Origin of the sequence: Bacterioplanes sanyensis (assembly GCF_014652515.1) — a bacterium.
In the GTDB taxonomy this organism is placed as follows: Bacteria; Pseudomonadota; Gammaproteobacteria; order Pseudomonadales; family Oceanobacteraceae; genus Bacterioplanes; species Bacterioplanes sanyensis.
Map to the genome: position 1 here is coordinate 447,148 of NZ_BMYY01000001.1, position 15,391 is coordinate 462,538.

The window sequence follows — 15,391 nt, forward strand, 5'->3', positions numbered from 1 at the left end:
ACCTTTTTAAGGTGCCGCTTTGCATGTGCAGGATTTACCTCGCCAGATAATAGGAACCGTGGCATCCCATGCTGAATAAGTATCCTTTGTGGAAAAACCTACTGATTGCGTTGGTGCTGGTGATATCAGCCCTATACGCAGCGCCGAATCTTTACCCACCTGACCCAGCCATTCAGGTCACGCCTGCTCGGGCGGGTGCTGAAATGTCGGAAGCCACGCTAGGCAGTATTCGTCAAACCTTGACCGATGCCGGCCTCGAATTTTTTGGTGAGGAAGTTAACGACGGCACGGCATTATTTCGCCTGCAGCGAACCGCAGATCAACTACCAGCCAAAGCGGCCGTGCAGCGTGCCTTAGGCGATGAGTTTGTGGTCGCTTTAAACTTGGCACCGACGACGCCAGACTGGCTGCTGAGCCTGGGCGCCGGCCCGATGACCTTGGGCCTAGATTTAAGTGGCGGTGTGCACTTTTTGATGGAAGTGGACATGGACGAATACATGGCCAACAAGGTCGCTAATTATCGCCAAGAGCTGCGCACGCGTTTGCGCCAAGAAGACATTCGCTACCGCCGCATTCAGGTCGACGGCGACTATTTGCGTCTGAGCTTTGAAGACGCCGCTACCCGTGATGAAGCGGATAACTTTTTTATTCGTGAATACCCTGAGTTTGCCCGCGTGAGCGAAGATTCTGCCGAGTTTTTTGACCTCAAGCTGCGCATGACCGAAGAACAGGTCAAAACCTACCAAGACTACGCCGTTAAACAAAACCTGACCACCATTCGCAACCGAGTCAACGAGCTGGGTGTGGCGGAGCCTCTGGTGCAGCGTCAGGGCCGCAATCGCATTGTGGTGCAATTGCCCGGTGTGCAGGACACCGCCGAAGCGAAGAAAATTCTGGGTAAGGCCGCCAATCTGGAGTTCAGGCTAGAAGCTAAGCCTGGGGCCAGCCGCTTTGCCACCGAAGAATACCCATTCCGCAACGACGAGTTCCGCACCGCGCGGTTGGAGAAGATCGTTATTACCACGGGTGACAGTGTTACTAACGCTCGTTCGGCGTTTGATGAAAATGGCATGCCACAGGTCAACATCGATCTCGACGCCAAGGGCGGCGCACGCATGACCCAGGTCACGCGTGAGGCGGTGCAGCGTCGCATGGCGGTGCTGTTTGTCGAGCGTAAACCAAAGACCACCTATGAAATGGTCGATGGCGAAGAAGTGACCAAAACCGTTCAGATCACCGAAAAATCCATTATTAGCTTGGCGACCATTCAAACCACGCTGGGCAGCAGCTTCCGCATTACTGGCTTGCAAGCGGCGGAAGCCAGCGAGCTGGCACTGTTGCTGCGCTCCGGTGCTTTAGCGGCGCCGATGTACTTCGTTGAAGAGCGCACTGTGGGCCCAAGTCTGGGTAAAGAAAACATCGAGATGGGTGTGCAATCTGTGCTGGTGGGCTTGGCTCTGGTATTGGTGGCCATGCTGGTCTTCTATCGCGCGTTCGGTTTGATGGCCAACATCGCACTGCTGGTGAACATCGTCATGCTGGTGGCCTTGATGTCGATTGTCGGCGCCACCCTGACCTTGCCCGGCATTGCCGGTATCGTTTTGACCGTGGGTATGGCGGTGGACGCCAACGTGCTGATTTTTGCGCGCATTCGCGAGGAGCTGAAAAACGGCCGCTCACCACAGCAGGCCATTCACGAAGGTTACAACCGCGCCTTTGTTACCATTCTGGACGCCAACCTGACCACCTTGCTGGTGGCGGTGATCTTGTTTGCCGCAGGCACAGGCCCGGTTAAAGGCTTCGCCGTGACGCTGTCGTTCGGTATTTTGACCTCAATGTTTACCGCCATTGTGCTGACCCGCGCCATGGTGAATCTGGTGTACGGCGGCCGTCGTCTGGAGTCTTTGTCGATCGGAGGTCGGGTATGAAACAACTGGACTTTATGAAAGCCCGTGGCATTGCCATGGCGCTGTCGTTGATATTGGTACTGGGCTCCATCGGCTCTATTGCCACTCAAGGGCTTAATCTAGGGCTGGACTTTACCGGCGGTACCTTGCTGGAAGTGCAATACGATCAGCCAGTCGCGCTGCAGGGAGTGACCGATGTGTTGGAAGGCGCCGGCTATCGTGATGTCACGGTGCAGAACTTTGGCTCCGAGACCGACGTTCTGGTGCGGATGTCCGAGGCGTTTCGCGACGACTTAGGCCTAGAAGTCTTAGAGGTGTTACGCCAGCAGTTGCCGGAAGACAACCAAATTCGCCTAGAGCGCAGTGAGTTTGTCGGCTCCCAAGTGGGCGAAGAGCTGCGCGACGAGGGTGGTCTGGCCCTGCTGATGGCGCTGGCGGTGGTGATGATTTACGTTGCCGTGCGCTTCCAGTTTAAGTTCTCCGTCGGTGCGGTGGCGGCCTTGTTCCACGACGTGGTGATTGTGGTTGGCCTGTTCTCGCTGTTCCAGTGGGAGTTTGATTTAAACGTGCTGGCGGCGTTGCTGGCGGTGATCGGCTACTCGCTTAACGACACCATCGTGGTGTCGGACCGCATTCGTGAAAATTTCCGCATCGTGCGTCGTGGCGGCGCCATCGACGTGATCAACGAGTCGTTAAACAATACCCTGGGCCGGACGTTGATGACGTCATTGACCACGGCCTTGGTGCTGTTTGCCTTGATGATCTTCGGTGGCGAAATGATTCACGGCTTTGCCGTGGCCTTGATGATCGGTGTGTTGGTGGGTACCTATTCGTCCATTTATGTGGCTGCCAATATCTTATTGCTGATGAACATCAGCCGTGAAGATTTGATGCCGCCAGAGTTGGAAGAAGAGGTCGATGACCGGCCTTAATTGCAAAACCCGGCTGCGGCCGGGTTTTTTGTATCACCACTCAATGCCGGCTTGGGCTTTGATGCCGGCTTTAAAGGCGTGCTTTTCCATTTTCATTTCTGTGACTGTGTCCGCCAAGTCGCGCAATGCCTTGGGTGCGCCGCGACCGGTCAAAATAACGTTTTGATGCGCTGGGCGTTGCAGCAGTGCTTGTTCTAACTGTGGCCAATCTAACAGCTTGTAGGCCAGCATGTAGGTGATCTCATCCAGCATCACGGTGCGCAGCTCTGGGTCTTGCAGCATGGCCAGGGTTTTCGGCCACACGGCGTCAAAGGCGGCTTGATCTTGTTGCTGGTCTTGGGTCTCCCAAGTGAAGCCAGAGCCCATTACCTCGTGTTGCAAGCCATCCAGCTGAGCCAGAATCTTGCTTTCACCACAGTCCCAAGTGCCTTTGATGAATTGCACTAAGCCGGCGCGGTAACCATGGCCCAGGGTGCGGATGAGTGTGCCGAATCCGGAGCTGCTTTTGCCTTTGCCGGCACCGGTTAACACAATGATAACGCCACGCTCTTCTTGGGCGCGGGCAATGGCAGCATCCACTTTTTCTTTATGGCGTTGCATTTTCTGCTGATGTTTGTCGGTCATGGGGATCCTATCGGTTCGGACTCTGGGCGACAAATGACATAAGTCGCCGGAATGGTTTAGGCTGGTTACATAATCTACACAGTATTGTGTAGTCTTATCGGTTTCCATGGCAGGCTAAGACGGTTTTTGTGCAGCGCCAGTGAGTTAGACACTGGAGTTCAACCTGCATTGGCCGATACTGATAATAACAATATGAATAAAGGTTAGGCAGACGATGTTTAAAGTCCTCATGTGGCCAGCCATCAAGTTTATGGGGCGATTAAGTTACGCCGCCAAGTTTGGTCTGATCAGCTTTTTGTTTATGGTGCCGCTGGTGGTACTGGGTGGGCAAGTATTCTGGTCGGCCATTGAGTCGGTGCGTAAAACCGAAAAAGAACTCGCCGCCGTGGATACCTTAAAAGCATTGCTGCGCTTTACTCATGCACTGGAAGATTTTCGCGACCTCGCCGCCGTGGTGCCGTTTCAGTCGAACGCGGATCTGGTTGCCATGGTGGATCAAGCCGCCAGTGATTTGCCTAATCGCTTAGATCAGCTGCTGGTATCCACAGAAGACGAAGCCTTGCAGGCGTCTTTGCTGCAATGGCAGCAACAGTTTTTACCGCGCCTCAGTTACGAAGGCGAGCATCGCCAACCCACCCACGTTGATCAGTTTAAATATTTTCAGCTAGCCATCGATGATATTCATGTGCTGCTGCGCCAGTATGCCCAAGCCGCAGGCCTGGCGCTGGACCCAGATGCGCAAATTCAACGACTCAATAGCATGGTGTTGGGCGATCTGCCGGCGTTGTCCTCGACCTTGGGAGCGGCGCGCTCGGCGGCCATCTTTGCCTTCGTCGAACAGTATCTGCAATCTGCCACCTACGACAAGATGAACCGGGTTTACGACCAGCTGCTGGAGGCTGAAGCATCAGCGCAGCTGTTGGTGTCGGGTGCTGATTACCTTGGCGATGCCAGTCTTATGGAGCATGCGCGTGGCAGTGCTGCCGCGCTGGAGTCCGTACGCTTTAAAATTGACGATGAAATCATCGCCGCTGTCAGTGTGGAAATGCCCTGGCGGGCATTTAATGACTTTTTTGAGCAGCAGGTCGCTAGCCTAGAAAAACTCGAACAACGGGCCTTGCCGATGATTGAGCAGCGCTTGCAGCAGCGCTTGCAAAGCCAGCAGCAGCGCATGCTGTGGCTGGTCAGTGTGCTGTTGGTGACACTGACCATTATCATTTATTTGTATCTGGCATTTTTTATGTCGATCCGCTTCACCATCAAGCGCTTTAGTGACGGTGCAGGAGAAATTGCCCGCGGTGATTTAACCCAGGTGATTCACTTTAAAGGTCAGGATGAAATGGGCCGTTTGCGCGATGCGTTTAATGCAATGATTGACAACATTCGCGCGACGTTGGCCGCGGTTAAAGAGTCTGCCGGTTCGGTGAGCAGTAATGTTAACGAGGTGGAGTCTATCGCTAACCGCTCTCGCCTGGCGGTGCAGCGTCAGCTCGAGCAAACTCAGCAAGTATCGGATGTGCTCAGTGCCATGGTCGAAAAGTCGGCTGGCATGGCGGCACTGGCCAGTGAGGCCCAGCAAGCGGCGCTTCAAGGGCAGGGCAAATCTGACCAGGCTGGGCAAGTGGTGCACGAAGTAATGGAAGAAGTGCGTCAGCTGTCAGCAGAAATGCAAAACTCCATGGCGGCGGTGAATCGCTTGGCCGACAACTCCAGCAGCATTTCGGCCATTTTGGCGACCATTAAGGGCATCGCTGAGCAGACCAATTTATTGGCTTTAAATGCCGCCATCGAAGCCGCACGCGCCGGTGAGCAAGGGCGTGGCTTTGCCGTGGTGGCCGATGAGGTGCGCACGCTGGCCAGTCGCACGCAGGGGTCGGCACAAGAAATTGAAGAGCTGATTCAAGACGTGCAGCAAAACATTGTGCGTGCCGTCGATACCATGAAAATCAATCACGATATGGTGACGTCAACGGTGTCACGCTCGGAGCAGGTTGGCGTCACGCTGGAAGAAATCCAACTCAGCATGGGCGACATCCAGCAAAAAACCAACAGCATTGTCGATACCGCCAACGAGCAAAAAGACGTCGCGGCCGGCTTAGAAGACAATCTCACTGAAATTCGCCACGGCGGTGAAGAAACCGAGCACAACGCCGAGGGCACTGTGCAAGCGGTGCAACAAACCCAGGCCATTGCTGAATCGTTGGCCCAACGGGTGGAGCAGTTCAAGGTCGACTAAGCCGATCTTGAACTGCTTAGGCTTAAGGGAGCCCCCCCCAGTCGGCTTGATTGACTGAGCTAGCTAGTTGGCTTGGTAGCGGTTACGCCACAAGACTTCCTGACCACCATCACGGCGTGCCAAGGCGCGAGCGGCGACAAACAGTAAATCGGACAAGCGATTCAAATACTGTAGCGCCAACGGATTGGCCTCATCCTGTTGTTGCAGAGCCACCAGCGCCCGCTCTGCCCGCCGACAGACGGCACGTGCCATATGGCACTGAGCGGCGGCTTTGCTGCCGCCGGGCAAAATGAAGTCCTTTAGCGGTGGCAACTCACGATTCAACAGCTCCAGCTCGGCTTCTAGGTCTGCGATGAGGGTTTCGCTCAGAGCATTAAAGCCGGGCACGGCCAGCTCACCGCCTAAATCAAACAAGTCGTGTTGTACTTGATCCAGCAAGGCTTGCAGCGAATCCTCTAAGGTGAGCTCGGTGCGTAGCAGCCCGATCCAGCTGTTAAGTTCATCGACATCGCCAATGGCTTGAATGCGCAGACTGCTTTTGCTCACTCGTGAACCATCGCCGAGGCCGGTTTCACCTTGGTCGCCGGTTTTGGTCGATATTTTGGAAAGCCGGTTGCCCATGTCGCTACCTCAGTTAGACAAAAAACCAATTTTCGTAGCTGGCATGTCCAGCTCGATAAAGTCGCCGTTGATGGTCAGGGTGTCCTGATCCACCACATACAGCCCAGGTGCGCTGGCATCGCTAACGCTGAGCCACAAGCGTCCTTCTGGACCGACTTCGATGTCACTTAGCTGCAGGTCGGTCAGTGCCGTCGCGCTTTGTTGCAGCGCTGTCTGGAACGTGCCGGTTTGTGGGTTAAATGGCATGACCTGGCTGCTGACGGCAGTGTAGCCTTGCTCCAAGCTCAGCAGCGCAAAGCCCAGTTGGTCGCTGGCGATGGCAACATCGCGAATGTGGTAGATCACATCATTGCTGGCATCGTCGTCTTGCAGGTTTTCATTCAGCTGGGCAAAGGTGGTGCCGTCGGCCAGTGTGGTGCGTTGATACGTGGTGGTGTCAATGACTTCCAGAGCACCGCTGTCACTGCCGTAATCGCCGCGGCTGCTGACGTACAAACGGCCATTGTGCAGCGCCAAGTTGCCAGGGTTGCTGCCTTCCAGCGCAATGCCCGCAAGGCCAGTGGTTTGTGGGTCGGTGTCCAGCTCGGTCAATGTGCCTAAGTCAATCACCGCAATGTAGGCCGTTTGTGCGCTCCAATTGGCATCCAGGCGTTGCATGGAGACAAACAAACGGTCGCCATCAATCACTGCCTGATGCATGCGTGGCGTGTCGGTGCCTTCTGGCGCGTAGGCCGACAAATCAATGCTGGCGACAATGAACTCATCGGCCTGGGTCGCTTGTGGGTTAACCTTCAACACCAGTGGGCTGCCGTAGCGAATCAGATAGCCCTCGTCTGCACTGCGCTGCACCAGTTGATAGGTGTTGGCTGAGGCCTGTTCGCCAGCTTGGCGGCTGCTGTAAGTCCAACGCGCTGTGCTCAGGTCGCCACTGTCATAGCGGCTGACGGTATCGATTTCGAACCGACCCAAATGGTAGAGCGTGCCCTTGTAGGTGCTGAAGCCAAAGTCAGATTGGTCTTTTACCAATAAGCCCTGCGTGGCGCTGCGATCGCCGTTGACGGCGCCCATCGCCAGTTGGCTGCTGCTGTAATCGGGCGCCACCAGTTGTGCGACATAGTGTGGCTGATCAATGTCGGGCACCTCGTTGCTGGAGGAGGAGTCATTGTCACTGCCACAGGCGGCTAGGCCTGCGCTCAGGGCCAGTAAAACCCAAGATTTATAGCGGGGCGTTAATTGCATGGTGATGCTCCTAAAACTGCATGCTGAAGTAAATTTGCCAGTCGCGTGGGCGGGCTGGGCGGTTACTGAAATCGCGATAGCGTTGATCGGTGAGATTGTTGATGCGCAGGCCGCTGTGCCAGCGCGCACGCTGCCAGCGATAGTGCAGTTGCCACAGTCGGCGACCATCGCCGGCAATCAGATTGGCACGGTCGATGTACAAATCGTCGGCCCACTCATGGCTCAGCTGCAGGCGCTGTGATTCATGTTGCAGAGCCAGTGTGAAGTGCCAGCGCTGATGATAAATGCCTGCCAGTTGCTGGCCGGCAAAGGCTTTTAAATCGCTGTCGGTGTGGCTTTGGTAATGGCTGCCAGCCGCGCTGGCCTCGAGCTGCCATGGGCCAATGGTGTAACTGGGACTGCGGGTTTGCCACTCTAGGCCACGCACTTGCGCGGCATCGGTGTTTTCATAGCGGCCAATGCCACGCGAGTCGTAAACCGGCACAATGGCGTCGTTGAGCCAGCGCGAAAACAGGCTGATACGGCTTTGCCAAGGCTGTGTTATGACCACGTCGAGATGCAGGCTGTTAGCCCGTTCAGCGTTTAAACCTGGGCTGGGACGCAGCAGGCCACGGTCGCCGAAGCGTTCGAACAGGCTGGCGGTGCGTACTGCGCGCTTGGCGCTGAGTTGCCCTTGCCAGCCTTGCCATTGGCGGCTGAGGCTTATGTGACCATTCTGCCACTGCTGCTGTTGTTGTTCGGATTGGCCGCTGCGAGTGCGGCTGTCGTCGCGAATAAAGCGCTGACCCAGCGACCATTGCAGCTGATACGGCGACCATTGCCACTGCTGCATCAGTTGCAGTTTGAGTTGGCGGCGCAGGCTGAGTAAATCGCAAGCGGCGCGTACTTGCTGGCAATCCTTACTGGCCGTGTTGAGCTGGTGGCGGCTGACATAGCGCTGTTGCTGTAGGCGAGTGGTGAGCTGGGTGCGCTGTTGGCCACGGTTGAAATGGCTGCGCCACAGAGCGTTGATGTGGTGGCCGAAATAACGGTTGTCTTGCTGGCCCAAGCCAATGTTGCCGTCTCGATCACGATAATGGTCGTCATGACCACGCCAAGCCAGCTGCCACTGATGGCCATCGCCTTGGTGCCAGTCACCGCTAATGCGAGCCGACAGCGCTTGCTGCTGGTAGTGCGCGTCTTGTGCTTGATTGGTGAAGTAATCCGGATACTGTTTGCGGGAATTCTGGTAATCCAATTGCCAGCGCAGCGATGGCCAGCGCTGCTCTAAGCCAAGGTCGTAGCGCTTATAGTCAGCATTGTTGAGCGCTTGCTGCTGACCACGGGCGTTGGGGGCGTTGAGTGGACTGGGCACCGGATAATCAAAATCGTTGGCACTGGCAAGATGATGCAAGCGCACATGGGTGCGCTGGTTAAGCGGCTGCTGCCAGCTCAGTTGACGTAAGCCATAGGCGCCTACTTGGGTATCCAGCTGGGCGGAATCGGGCGGGCGTGTGGTGATGTTGACCGTGCCGCCGATGGCGCTAGCATCGCTGTGCATGCTGCTGACTTCAACGCTGTCGATCTGGCTCAGCGGTAGCAACCCTAGGTCGTAACCTCCGTATTGATTGCTCGGTGCTTCCAAACCATCAATCAGTACCGCAGTTTGGCGCGGGTCTGCGCCTTGCAGGCTGACCATGACCGGATCGCCCAGCGCTGCCGTCGATTGCACCTGCACGCCAGACTGCTGCTGCAGAAAGTCCGCCAGTGTCGTTTGGCCTTGGCTGAGCTGGTCACGGCTGAAATAGCGGCCATCGACAGTATTCTGTTCATCGGCGTCGTCGCGGCCGAGCACAGTGACGGTGTCGAGGGACTCCTCTGCCAGGCAAAAAACACTGAAGAGAGTAGAAGTCAGTACAAGGATATAGCGCACGCCGGGCCTCAAATACAGGCAGGCAGCACGGTGGCGCCCTGGCGCTAAACCAGTTGGGAACCTCCGCCACCGCCCACCGCAGTCGCTGGTAATTGCTTTCAGGCCGGTATCCGGGCTGGCGATGCGAGCTGGGCTCCGCAGCGACCCCTTCCCATGCATTGGCACAGTGGTTTGGTCGTTGCGATCATCGCTTACCGTTGCGGGGGCAGCGCTGGTTTTTCACCAGACTTCCCGTTTAACCTGCCGCAGCAGGCACCTGAGGCCGGCAAGACTAGCGGCCTGGAGCAGGCGGGTCAATGCTCGGTTTTAGCTTAAGTTTTAGCTTAAGTTGCTGCGCCAATGCCTGCTGCAGCGGTGTGGACACTGAGTTTTGCTGCGCTTGTGACAAGATAAACCCCGTAATGTAGTCCAGCTCGGTGGGGCGATTGGCCAGCAAATCTTGCAGGGTCGAGGACTGATTATAGGCGGTGGCCTCGGCCACTTTGATCACAGTGGCGGTGAGCTCTGCGGGCTGTGGCCACTGCAGAGCCGCAAAGGTCGCGCTGACTTCACCGCAAAGTGCCAGTAGCTGTGGGCGGTGAGCCGGTGTTAGTAGCTTGCCATTGCGACAGCGATGCAGCGCTGTAAGAGGGTTGATCACAGCATTGATGGCCAGTTTGTGAAACAGACGTTGCTGGATATCTTCCACGCCTTGCCACCTAGGTGGCAGCGGCGGCCAAGGCTCGGAGGTCGAGCGCCAAGGGCCGATCACAGTGTCACCTTGGCCGGCATAAACCACCTCGCTCGGGCTGCGCCGGTAGGCGCCTTCTGTGGTGCTGGCCACCCACAATTGGGGTGCCTTGGGCTGTTGATCCAACCATTGCTGCAGCGCGTGTTGTTGACCCATGCCGTTTTGCAGTAAGGCGATGTGCTTGACGTTAGCCAAGTGGGGGGCCAGCGGTTGCAAGGCGGGTAAGGTGGCACTGGCTTTGGTGCATACCACCAGCCAATCGAGTTCATGGCCTTGCCAGGCTGGCAGAGTCAGTGATGTGCTGCGCTGGTGTTGAAGCTGGCGCATGACGGGTTGGTCGGCGCCGGCAATCATGGGGTGTAACTGTCGCCAGTGGTAGGCCATCAAGGTGCCGATGGCACCGGCACCTAATATTGCTATGGTCATCATGGCGCCAGTATACACCGGCACCTTTGCAAAGGGAGAAAGGAGGTTGCGAGTGGGCTTTTAGGCCACCTTTGAATAATTCGGCGCCCTAGTAATCCGCAAAGGCGCCTTCAGGCGGGGGCGGTGACCACAACTGCATGAGCGTATTTAGCAGTGGCGGTTGATGATCCGCCGGCAGGTTGCGCAGCCACAGTTGTAAGCGCTCTTCGTCTTCACCTACTAAGCGGGCGATGTCGTCGTAATGAATGCCGCGTTCGCGCAGCAGCCACACCACAATGGGCATCAGTCGATGAAAATCACGCCGATTAAGCGGGTTGCACATTTGCTCGACGGCGACGCCTAAGCGCTGGCTGACCAGTTGGCAGGCGTCTTCAAATAAACGACGTACTTCTTCGGCCGAGCGTGCCGATTGGGATAACGCTTCTTTGCGTAAAAAACGCTGAATAAACTCGTCACGTGCCAAGGCTTGGTACATAGGATGATTGCCAGACAGCAAGTTCAACGTGGCGCGTGCGGGCTGCTGCATGACGTCGCAATAATGCTGTGCTTGATTACGGCGGCTGTGGCATAACCAGTTCAGCATGCTGCGACTGTCTAGCCACGTGGGTGGGTGAGGCTGGCGGTAGTAGCGGTCGCTGCTCCACGGGTAAAGATCGGCGCTGGCCACCAGGCGTTGCAACACCGGCCAGCGGTGCAGCTGCAGTACCAGCTCGACCAGGTAGGCACTGTCATCCACTAACAATACGGTACTTTGATCAGATAGCGCCTGGTGGCGGCGTTGCCAGCAGCGCTCGTGCATGGCATCAAAGGCTTGGTGCAAATCGTCAATGACTTCCGTCCAGTCACGCTGGCAGTGCAGTACGCATTGAATTTCATTGGCGTTAAAAACGTAAGCAATCAGGCGTGTGCCGTTTAGGTTGGCGAGAATTTGCTCAGCGTAACGGTACTCGAAAACCGAGTAAAAAATGGGCTGGTCCTTGGCGCCGGTTACAGAAATATAATACGTTCCTGGACCGTGCAGTGTCATTTTCGTTTCCATGGCAGTCACTTTAGCTGAGTTCTTCTGACTTTGCCGTTTCAATATAGTCGTTGTTGGTCGCTTGCTTTGCATTTAGTGCATCGCCAGAGTATATATGCCAGCCATTTATTTAGCGGAGATGATTTATGCCTTCTTTTGATGTGGTATCGGAAATTGACAAGCACGAAGCGCAAAATGCCGTTGATCAGGCGAATCGTGAACTGGAGCGCCGCTACGACTTTAAAGGCAGTCAGGCTGAGTATGCCCTGCAAGAATGGAACGTCACCATGACCGCCAGCGATGAGTTTCAATTAGAGCAAATGAAACCCATGCTGGAGGGCGCGCTGATTAAACGTGGCATTAAAGTAAGTTGCCTTGAATACAGTGACCCACAAGGGGCTGGCAAGCTGGTAAAAATGACGGCCACCTTGCGCCAGGGCATTGATAAAGACTTGGGCCGCAAAATGGTCAAACTGATTAAAGACAGCAAGATCAAAGTGCAAGCGGCTATTCAGGGCGAAATGGTACGCGTCACCGGTAAAAAGCGTGACGACTTGCAAGAAGTGATGGCTCTGCTAAAAGCAGAAGACAGCATTACCTTGCCGCTGATGTTTAAAAACTTTAAAGACTGATGCCAGCCTGGGCCCAGCAGTTTATTGATACCTATGGCCACAAGCATGTGGCCGTGTTGGCAGCCTTGGGCTTTGCTGCTGGGCTGCCTTTTTTGCTGGTGTTTACCACTCTGACTGCTTGGCTGACTGAAGCTGGGCTAGAGCGCAGCACCATCGGTTTTTTTGCCTGGGTCGGTATGACCTACTCGGTTAAAGTGTTTTGGGCTCCAGTGATTGATCGCCTGCGCTTGCCGCTGCTGCAACGCTGGCTGGGCAAGCGTCGCAGTTGGATTTTGCTAGGGCAGCTGGGGGTGGCTACCGGTTTGCTGCTGATGAGCCAGTTAGACCCTGCCGCCCAAGTGACGGCGGTGGCGGCGTTGGCGGTGCTGGTCGCATTTTCGTCCGCTACTCAAGACATCGCGATTGATGCCTATCGAATTGAAATCGCCAGTGAGCAGTGGCAAGGGGCATTGTCTGCCGCTTACTTTTTTGGCTATCGGGTTGCGTTGCTGGTGGCGGGGGCCGGTGCATTGTATTTGGCCGAGTGGGGAGGTTGGTCGCTGGCGTACATGGTGATGGCTGTGATCGCCATCAGCATTATTGTGGTGACTTTATGGGCCGATGCGGCGGTGGAGGTCAAAGCGACGGAGCAGCGCCGTTTGGAGGATCAGCTGGTCGACCAAACCTTTGGTCGAGCCATGCACATGTCGCAGCGCCCGGCTTGGCAGCGCTGGTGGTTGGGTGCCGTGGTGTGCCCATTTCTGGATTTTTTTCAGCGCAACGGTTTATTGGCTTTAAGCATTTTGGCGTTTATCGCTGTTTTTCGCCTCAGTGATTTGGCCATGGGCGCCATGGCCAACCCGTTTTATCTCGATCTTGGCTACAGCAAAAGCGATATTGCTTCGGTGGCGAAGGTCTTTGGTTTTTTCATGACCATTGCGGGGTCTGCGCTGTGCGGTGTGCTGGTGGTGCGTTTAGGGGTTTATCGACCGCTATTGGCCGGTGCACTGTTGGTGGCCATCACCAACTTATTGTTCGCCTGGTTGGCTTGGGTGGGGGCTGCAGACACGCCCTCTTTGCTGTTGTTGGCGTTGGTCATCAGTGCCGATAATCTCAGCGGAGGCATTGCTGGCACGGCCTTTATTGCCTATTTGTCGAGTTTGACGAACCGGCATTACACCGCCACTCAATACGCGTTGTTTAGCTCCTTGATGACATTGCCGGGCAAATTTATCAGTGGCTTTTCTGGCGTGGTGGTCGACGCGTATGGCTATATCGAATTTTTTATCGTTGCTGCCGCACTAGGGCTGCCCGCCATTATATTGGTTATCTATCTATCACGGCAGGTGAGTGCGTCGGAAGTAGAGGTTGCTTCCGATAGCGCTGTTCAATAATTGCGCAGCAGTGGTCATAAAAGTGACACAATGGCAGCCAAATTTGGCAAAAATTTACTTTTTTATGGCCCAGTGCTTGAGCATAAGGTGGCATTTCCTTTAGTGTACTAACGAATTTCACTGTCAGGAAAACATATGAGTAGCCACCACGATAAGTACAGTATTGAAAATACTGACTACACCGTTGGTCAGGACAATGTTCAAAAATGGGGGTTTGATGTTCATAACCCTGTTTTTGGTATCAGTGCCGGCCTGATTTTACTGTTTCTGATTGCCGTGTTAGTGACCGACTCGGCCACGGCGAAAGCGACACTGGATGGCCTGAAGTGGGACATCATCGGCACTTTTGATGTGCTGTTTATTTGGTCAGGCAATATTTTCGTGCTCTTTTGTTTGGCCTTGTTGGTGTCTCCCTACGGCAAGATTCGCATTGGCGGCGCCAATGCTAAGCCGGCGCATTCAATGATCTCTTGGCTGGCCATGTTGTTTGCCGCTGGCATGGGGATTGGTCTGATGTTCTGGGCGGTTGCCGAGCCGGTAGCGTATTTTACAGGGTGGTATGAAACACCGTTAGGCGTTGAGGCCAATACGCCTGAGGCGGCGCGCTTGGCAATGGGGGCCACCATGTATCACTGGGGCCTGCACCCATGGGCTATTTATGGTGTCGTGGCATTGTCGCTTGCCTTTTTCGCTTATAACAAGGGCTTGCCACTGTCGATTCGCTCGATCTTTTACCCCATTTTAGGTGATCGCACTTGGGGCTGGGCTGGTCACATCATTGACATTCTGGCGGTATTAGCGACCTTGTTTGGTCTGGCAACATCGTTAGGACTGGGCGCGCAACAAGCTGCCAGCGGCATTGAGCACGTATTTGGTGTGGAAAGCAGCATCAGCACGCAGGTATTGGTCATTGTTGGTGTTACCGCACTGGCGATTATTTCTGTGGTACGTGGCCTTGAGGGCGGTGTGAAAGTCCTCAGTAACGTCAATATGCTGATTGCTCTGGCATTGATGGTGTTTGTGGCATTGGTCGGTTTTGCCGTCGCTATGGGGAATATTCCAACCACCATCGGTGCCTACCTTGAAAACATCGTACCGCTGAGCAATCCACACGGTCGAGAAGACGAAGCCTGGTTCCAGGGTTGGACTGTGTTCTATTGGGCATGGTGGATTTCTTGGTCGCCATTCGTGGGTATGTTTATCGCACGAGTGTCTGAAGGTCGTACCATCCGTGAGTTCCTTGCGGGCGTGCTGATTGTGCCAACGCTGGTGACCGTATTGTGGATGTCAATTTTCGGTGGCATTGCCATTGAGCAAGTGGTGGATGGCATTGGTGATCTGGGTGCAAATGGCCTAACAGAAGTACCGCTGGCCATGTTCCAAATGTTCGATGCGCTGCCAATGGGTAATATCCTGTCGATGATTGCCATTGTCTTGGTGTTGGTATTCTTTATCACGTCATCGGACTCAGGCTCGCTGGTCATCGATAGCATTACCGCAGGCGGTAAAATTGATGCACCAGTGCCTCAGCGTATTTTCTGGGCCAGCATCGAAGGTGCTATTGCGGCAGCTTTGCTGTGGATTGGCGGCACAGAGGCGATTCAAGCGCTGCAAGCCGGTGCGATTTCAACCGGCCTGCCGTTCACCATCGTACTTTTGATTATGTGCGTCAGTTTAATCATGGGTTTACGGACCGAGCGACGCTAACAAAAAAGAGCCAGCAATGCTGGCTCTTTTTTCG

12 protein-coding genes and 1 riboswitch are annotated in these 15,391 nt (G+C 55.2%); of the genes, 6 read left to right on the top strand and 6 right to left on the bottom strand.

Annotated elements, in window-relative coordinates; translation table 11 throughout:
* Positions 1-68: 68 nt before the first annotated feature.
* Positions 69-1,928: a protein translocase subunit SecD gene (gene secD / locus IE090_RS02165; protein WP_189386686.1), complete on the top strand. Its 1,860-nt coding sequence runs from the start codon at positions 69-71 to the stop codon at positions 1,926-1,928.
* Positions 1,925-2,839, top strand: coding sequence for a protein translocase subunit SecF (secF, locus tag IE090_RS02170; RefSeq protein ID WP_189386687.1), 915 nt, complete (start codon positions 1,925-1,927; stop codon positions 2,837-2,839). The genes secD and secF overlap by 4 nt, the downstream gene beginning before the upstream one ends.
* Before the next feature lie 33 nt (positions 2,840-2,872).
* On the opposite strand, the gene cobO is transcribed toward secF, so the two are convergent.
* Entirely contained in the window at positions 2,873-3,463 is a 591-nt protein-coding gene (gene cobO, locus IE090_RS02175) for a cob(I)yrinic acid a,c-diamide adenosyltransferase (protein ID WP_189386688.1), read from the bottom strand.
* A gap of 214 nt (positions 3,464-3,677) precedes the next feature.
* Between cobO and IE090_RS02180 the strand changes: the two genes are divergently transcribed.
* On the top strand, positions 3,678-5,699 hold the full coding sequence (locus IE090_RS02180) for a methyl-accepting chemotaxis protein (RefSeq protein WP_189386689.1): 2,022 nt from the start codon (positions 3,678-3,680) through the stop codon (positions 5,697-5,699).
* Between the two features lie 63 nt (positions 5,700-5,762).
* Here the strand turns inward: IE090_RS02180 and IE090_RS02185 are convergent, their stop codons facing one another.
* The 5 genes from IE090_RS02185 to IE090_RS02205 form a co-directional block, all read right to left on the bottom strand.
* Positions 5,763-6,320, bottom strand: a complete 558-nt coding sequence (locus IE090_RS02185) for a cob(I)yrinic acid a,c-diamide adenosyltransferase (RefSeq protein ID WP_189386690.1) — start codon at positions 6,318-6,320, stop codon at positions 5,763-5,765.
* 9 nt (positions 6,321-6,329) lie between these two features.
* A complete protein-coding gene (locus IE090_RS02190; protein WP_189386691.1) occupies positions 6,330-7,559 on the bottom strand; it encodes an NHL repeat-containing protein in 1,230 nt (409 codons plus the stop codon).
* A gap of 10 nt (positions 7,560-7,569) precedes the next feature.
* Positions 7,570-9,471, bottom strand: coding sequence for a TonB-dependent receptor plug domain-containing protein (locus IE090_RS02195; RefSeq protein ID WP_189386692.1), 1,902 nt, complete (start codon positions 9,469-9,471; stop codon positions 7,570-7,572).
* A gap of 84 nt (positions 9,472-9,555) precedes the next feature.
* Positions 9,556-9,746: riboswitch (cobalamin riboswitch) on the bottom strand.
* Positions 9,743-10,630 carry a ketopantoate reductase family protein gene (locus tag IE090_RS02200; protein ID WP_189386693.1) on the bottom strand — a complete coding sequence of 296 codons (888 nt, stop codon included), beginning with the start codon at positions 10,628-10,630 and terminating at the stop codon, positions 9,743-9,745. Its footprint overlaps the riboswitch before it by 4 nt.
* 85 nt (positions 10,631-10,715) lie before the next feature.
* Positions 10,716-11,654, bottom strand: coding sequence for a hypothetical protein (locus tag IE090_RS02205; protein WP_189386694.1), 939 nt, complete (start codon positions 11,652-11,654; stop codon positions 10,716-10,718).
* Between the two features lie 137 nt (positions 11,655-11,791).
* Here IE090_RS02205 and IE090_RS02210 point away from each other — a divergent pair, with 137 nt between their 5' ends.
* The 3 genes from IE090_RS02210 (at position 11,792) to IE090_RS02220 (ending at position 15,357) form a co-directional block, all read left to right on the top strand.
* The gene (locus tag IE090_RS02210; protein WP_189386695.1) at positions 11,792-12,277 is read left to right on the top strand and encodes a YajQ family cyclic di-GMP-binding protein; all 486 of its coding nucleotides are present in this window, start codon (positions 11,792-11,794) and stop codon (positions 12,275-12,277) included.
* Positions 12,277-13,650 (top strand): AmpG family muropeptide MFS transporter, encoded by a 1,374-nt coding sequence (locus tag IE090_RS02215; RefSeq protein WP_189386696.1) that lies wholly within the window; start codon positions 12,277-12,279, stop codon positions 13,648-13,650. The genes IE090_RS02210 and IE090_RS02215 overlap by 1 nt, the downstream gene beginning before the upstream one ends.
* Before the next feature lie 135 nt (positions 13,651-13,785).
* Positions 13,786-15,357, top strand: a complete 1,572-nt coding sequence (locus IE090_RS02220) for a BCCT family transporter (protein ID WP_189386697.1) — start codon at positions 13,786-13,788, stop codon at positions 15,355-15,357.
* Positions 15,358-15,391 lie beyond the last annotated feature (34 nt).

Bases quoted from the DNA above. Each gene is read 5' to 3' on its own strand.
- secD (WP_189386686.1), top strand. From the start codon at position 69: ATGCTGAATAAGTATCCTTTGTGGAAAAACCTACTGATTGCGTTGGTG.
- secF (WP_189386687.1), top strand. From the start codon at position 1,925: ATGAAACAACTGGACTTTATGAAAGCCCGTGGCATTGCCATGGCGCTG.
- cobO (WP_189386688.1), bottom strand. From the start codon at position 3,463: ATGACCGACAAACATCAGCAGAAAATGCAACGCCATAAAGAAAAAGTG.
- IE090_RS02180 (WP_189386689.1), top strand. From the start codon at position 3,678: ATGTTTAAAGTCCTCATGTGGCCAGCCATCAAGTTTATGGGGCGATTA.
- IE090_RS02185 (WP_189386690.1), bottom strand. From the start codon at position 6,320: ATGGGCAACCGGCTTTCCAAAATATCGACCAAAACCGGCGACCAAGGT.
- IE090_RS02190 (WP_189386691.1), bottom strand. From the start codon at position 7,559: ATGCAATTAACGCCCCGCTATAAATCTTGGGTTTTACTGGCCCTGAGC.
- IE090_RS02200 (WP_189386693.1), bottom strand. From the start codon at position 10,630: ATGATGACCATAGCAATATTAGGTGCCGGTGCCATCGGCACCTTGATG.
- IE090_RS02205 (WP_189386694.1), bottom strand. From the start codon at position 11,654: ATGACACTGCACGGTCCAGGAACGTATTATATTTCTGTAACCGGCGCC.
- IE090_RS02210 (WP_189386695.1), top strand. From the start codon at position 11,792: ATGCCTTCTTTTGATGTGGTATCGGAAATTGACAAGCACGAAGCGCAA.
- IE090_RS02215 (WP_189386696.1), top strand. From the start codon at position 12,277: ATGCCAGCCTGGGCCCAGCAGTTTATTGATACCTATGGCCACAAGCAT.
- IE090_RS02220 (WP_189386697.1), top strand. From the start codon at position 13,786: ATGAGTAGCCACCACGATAAGTACAGTATTGAAAATACTGACTACACC.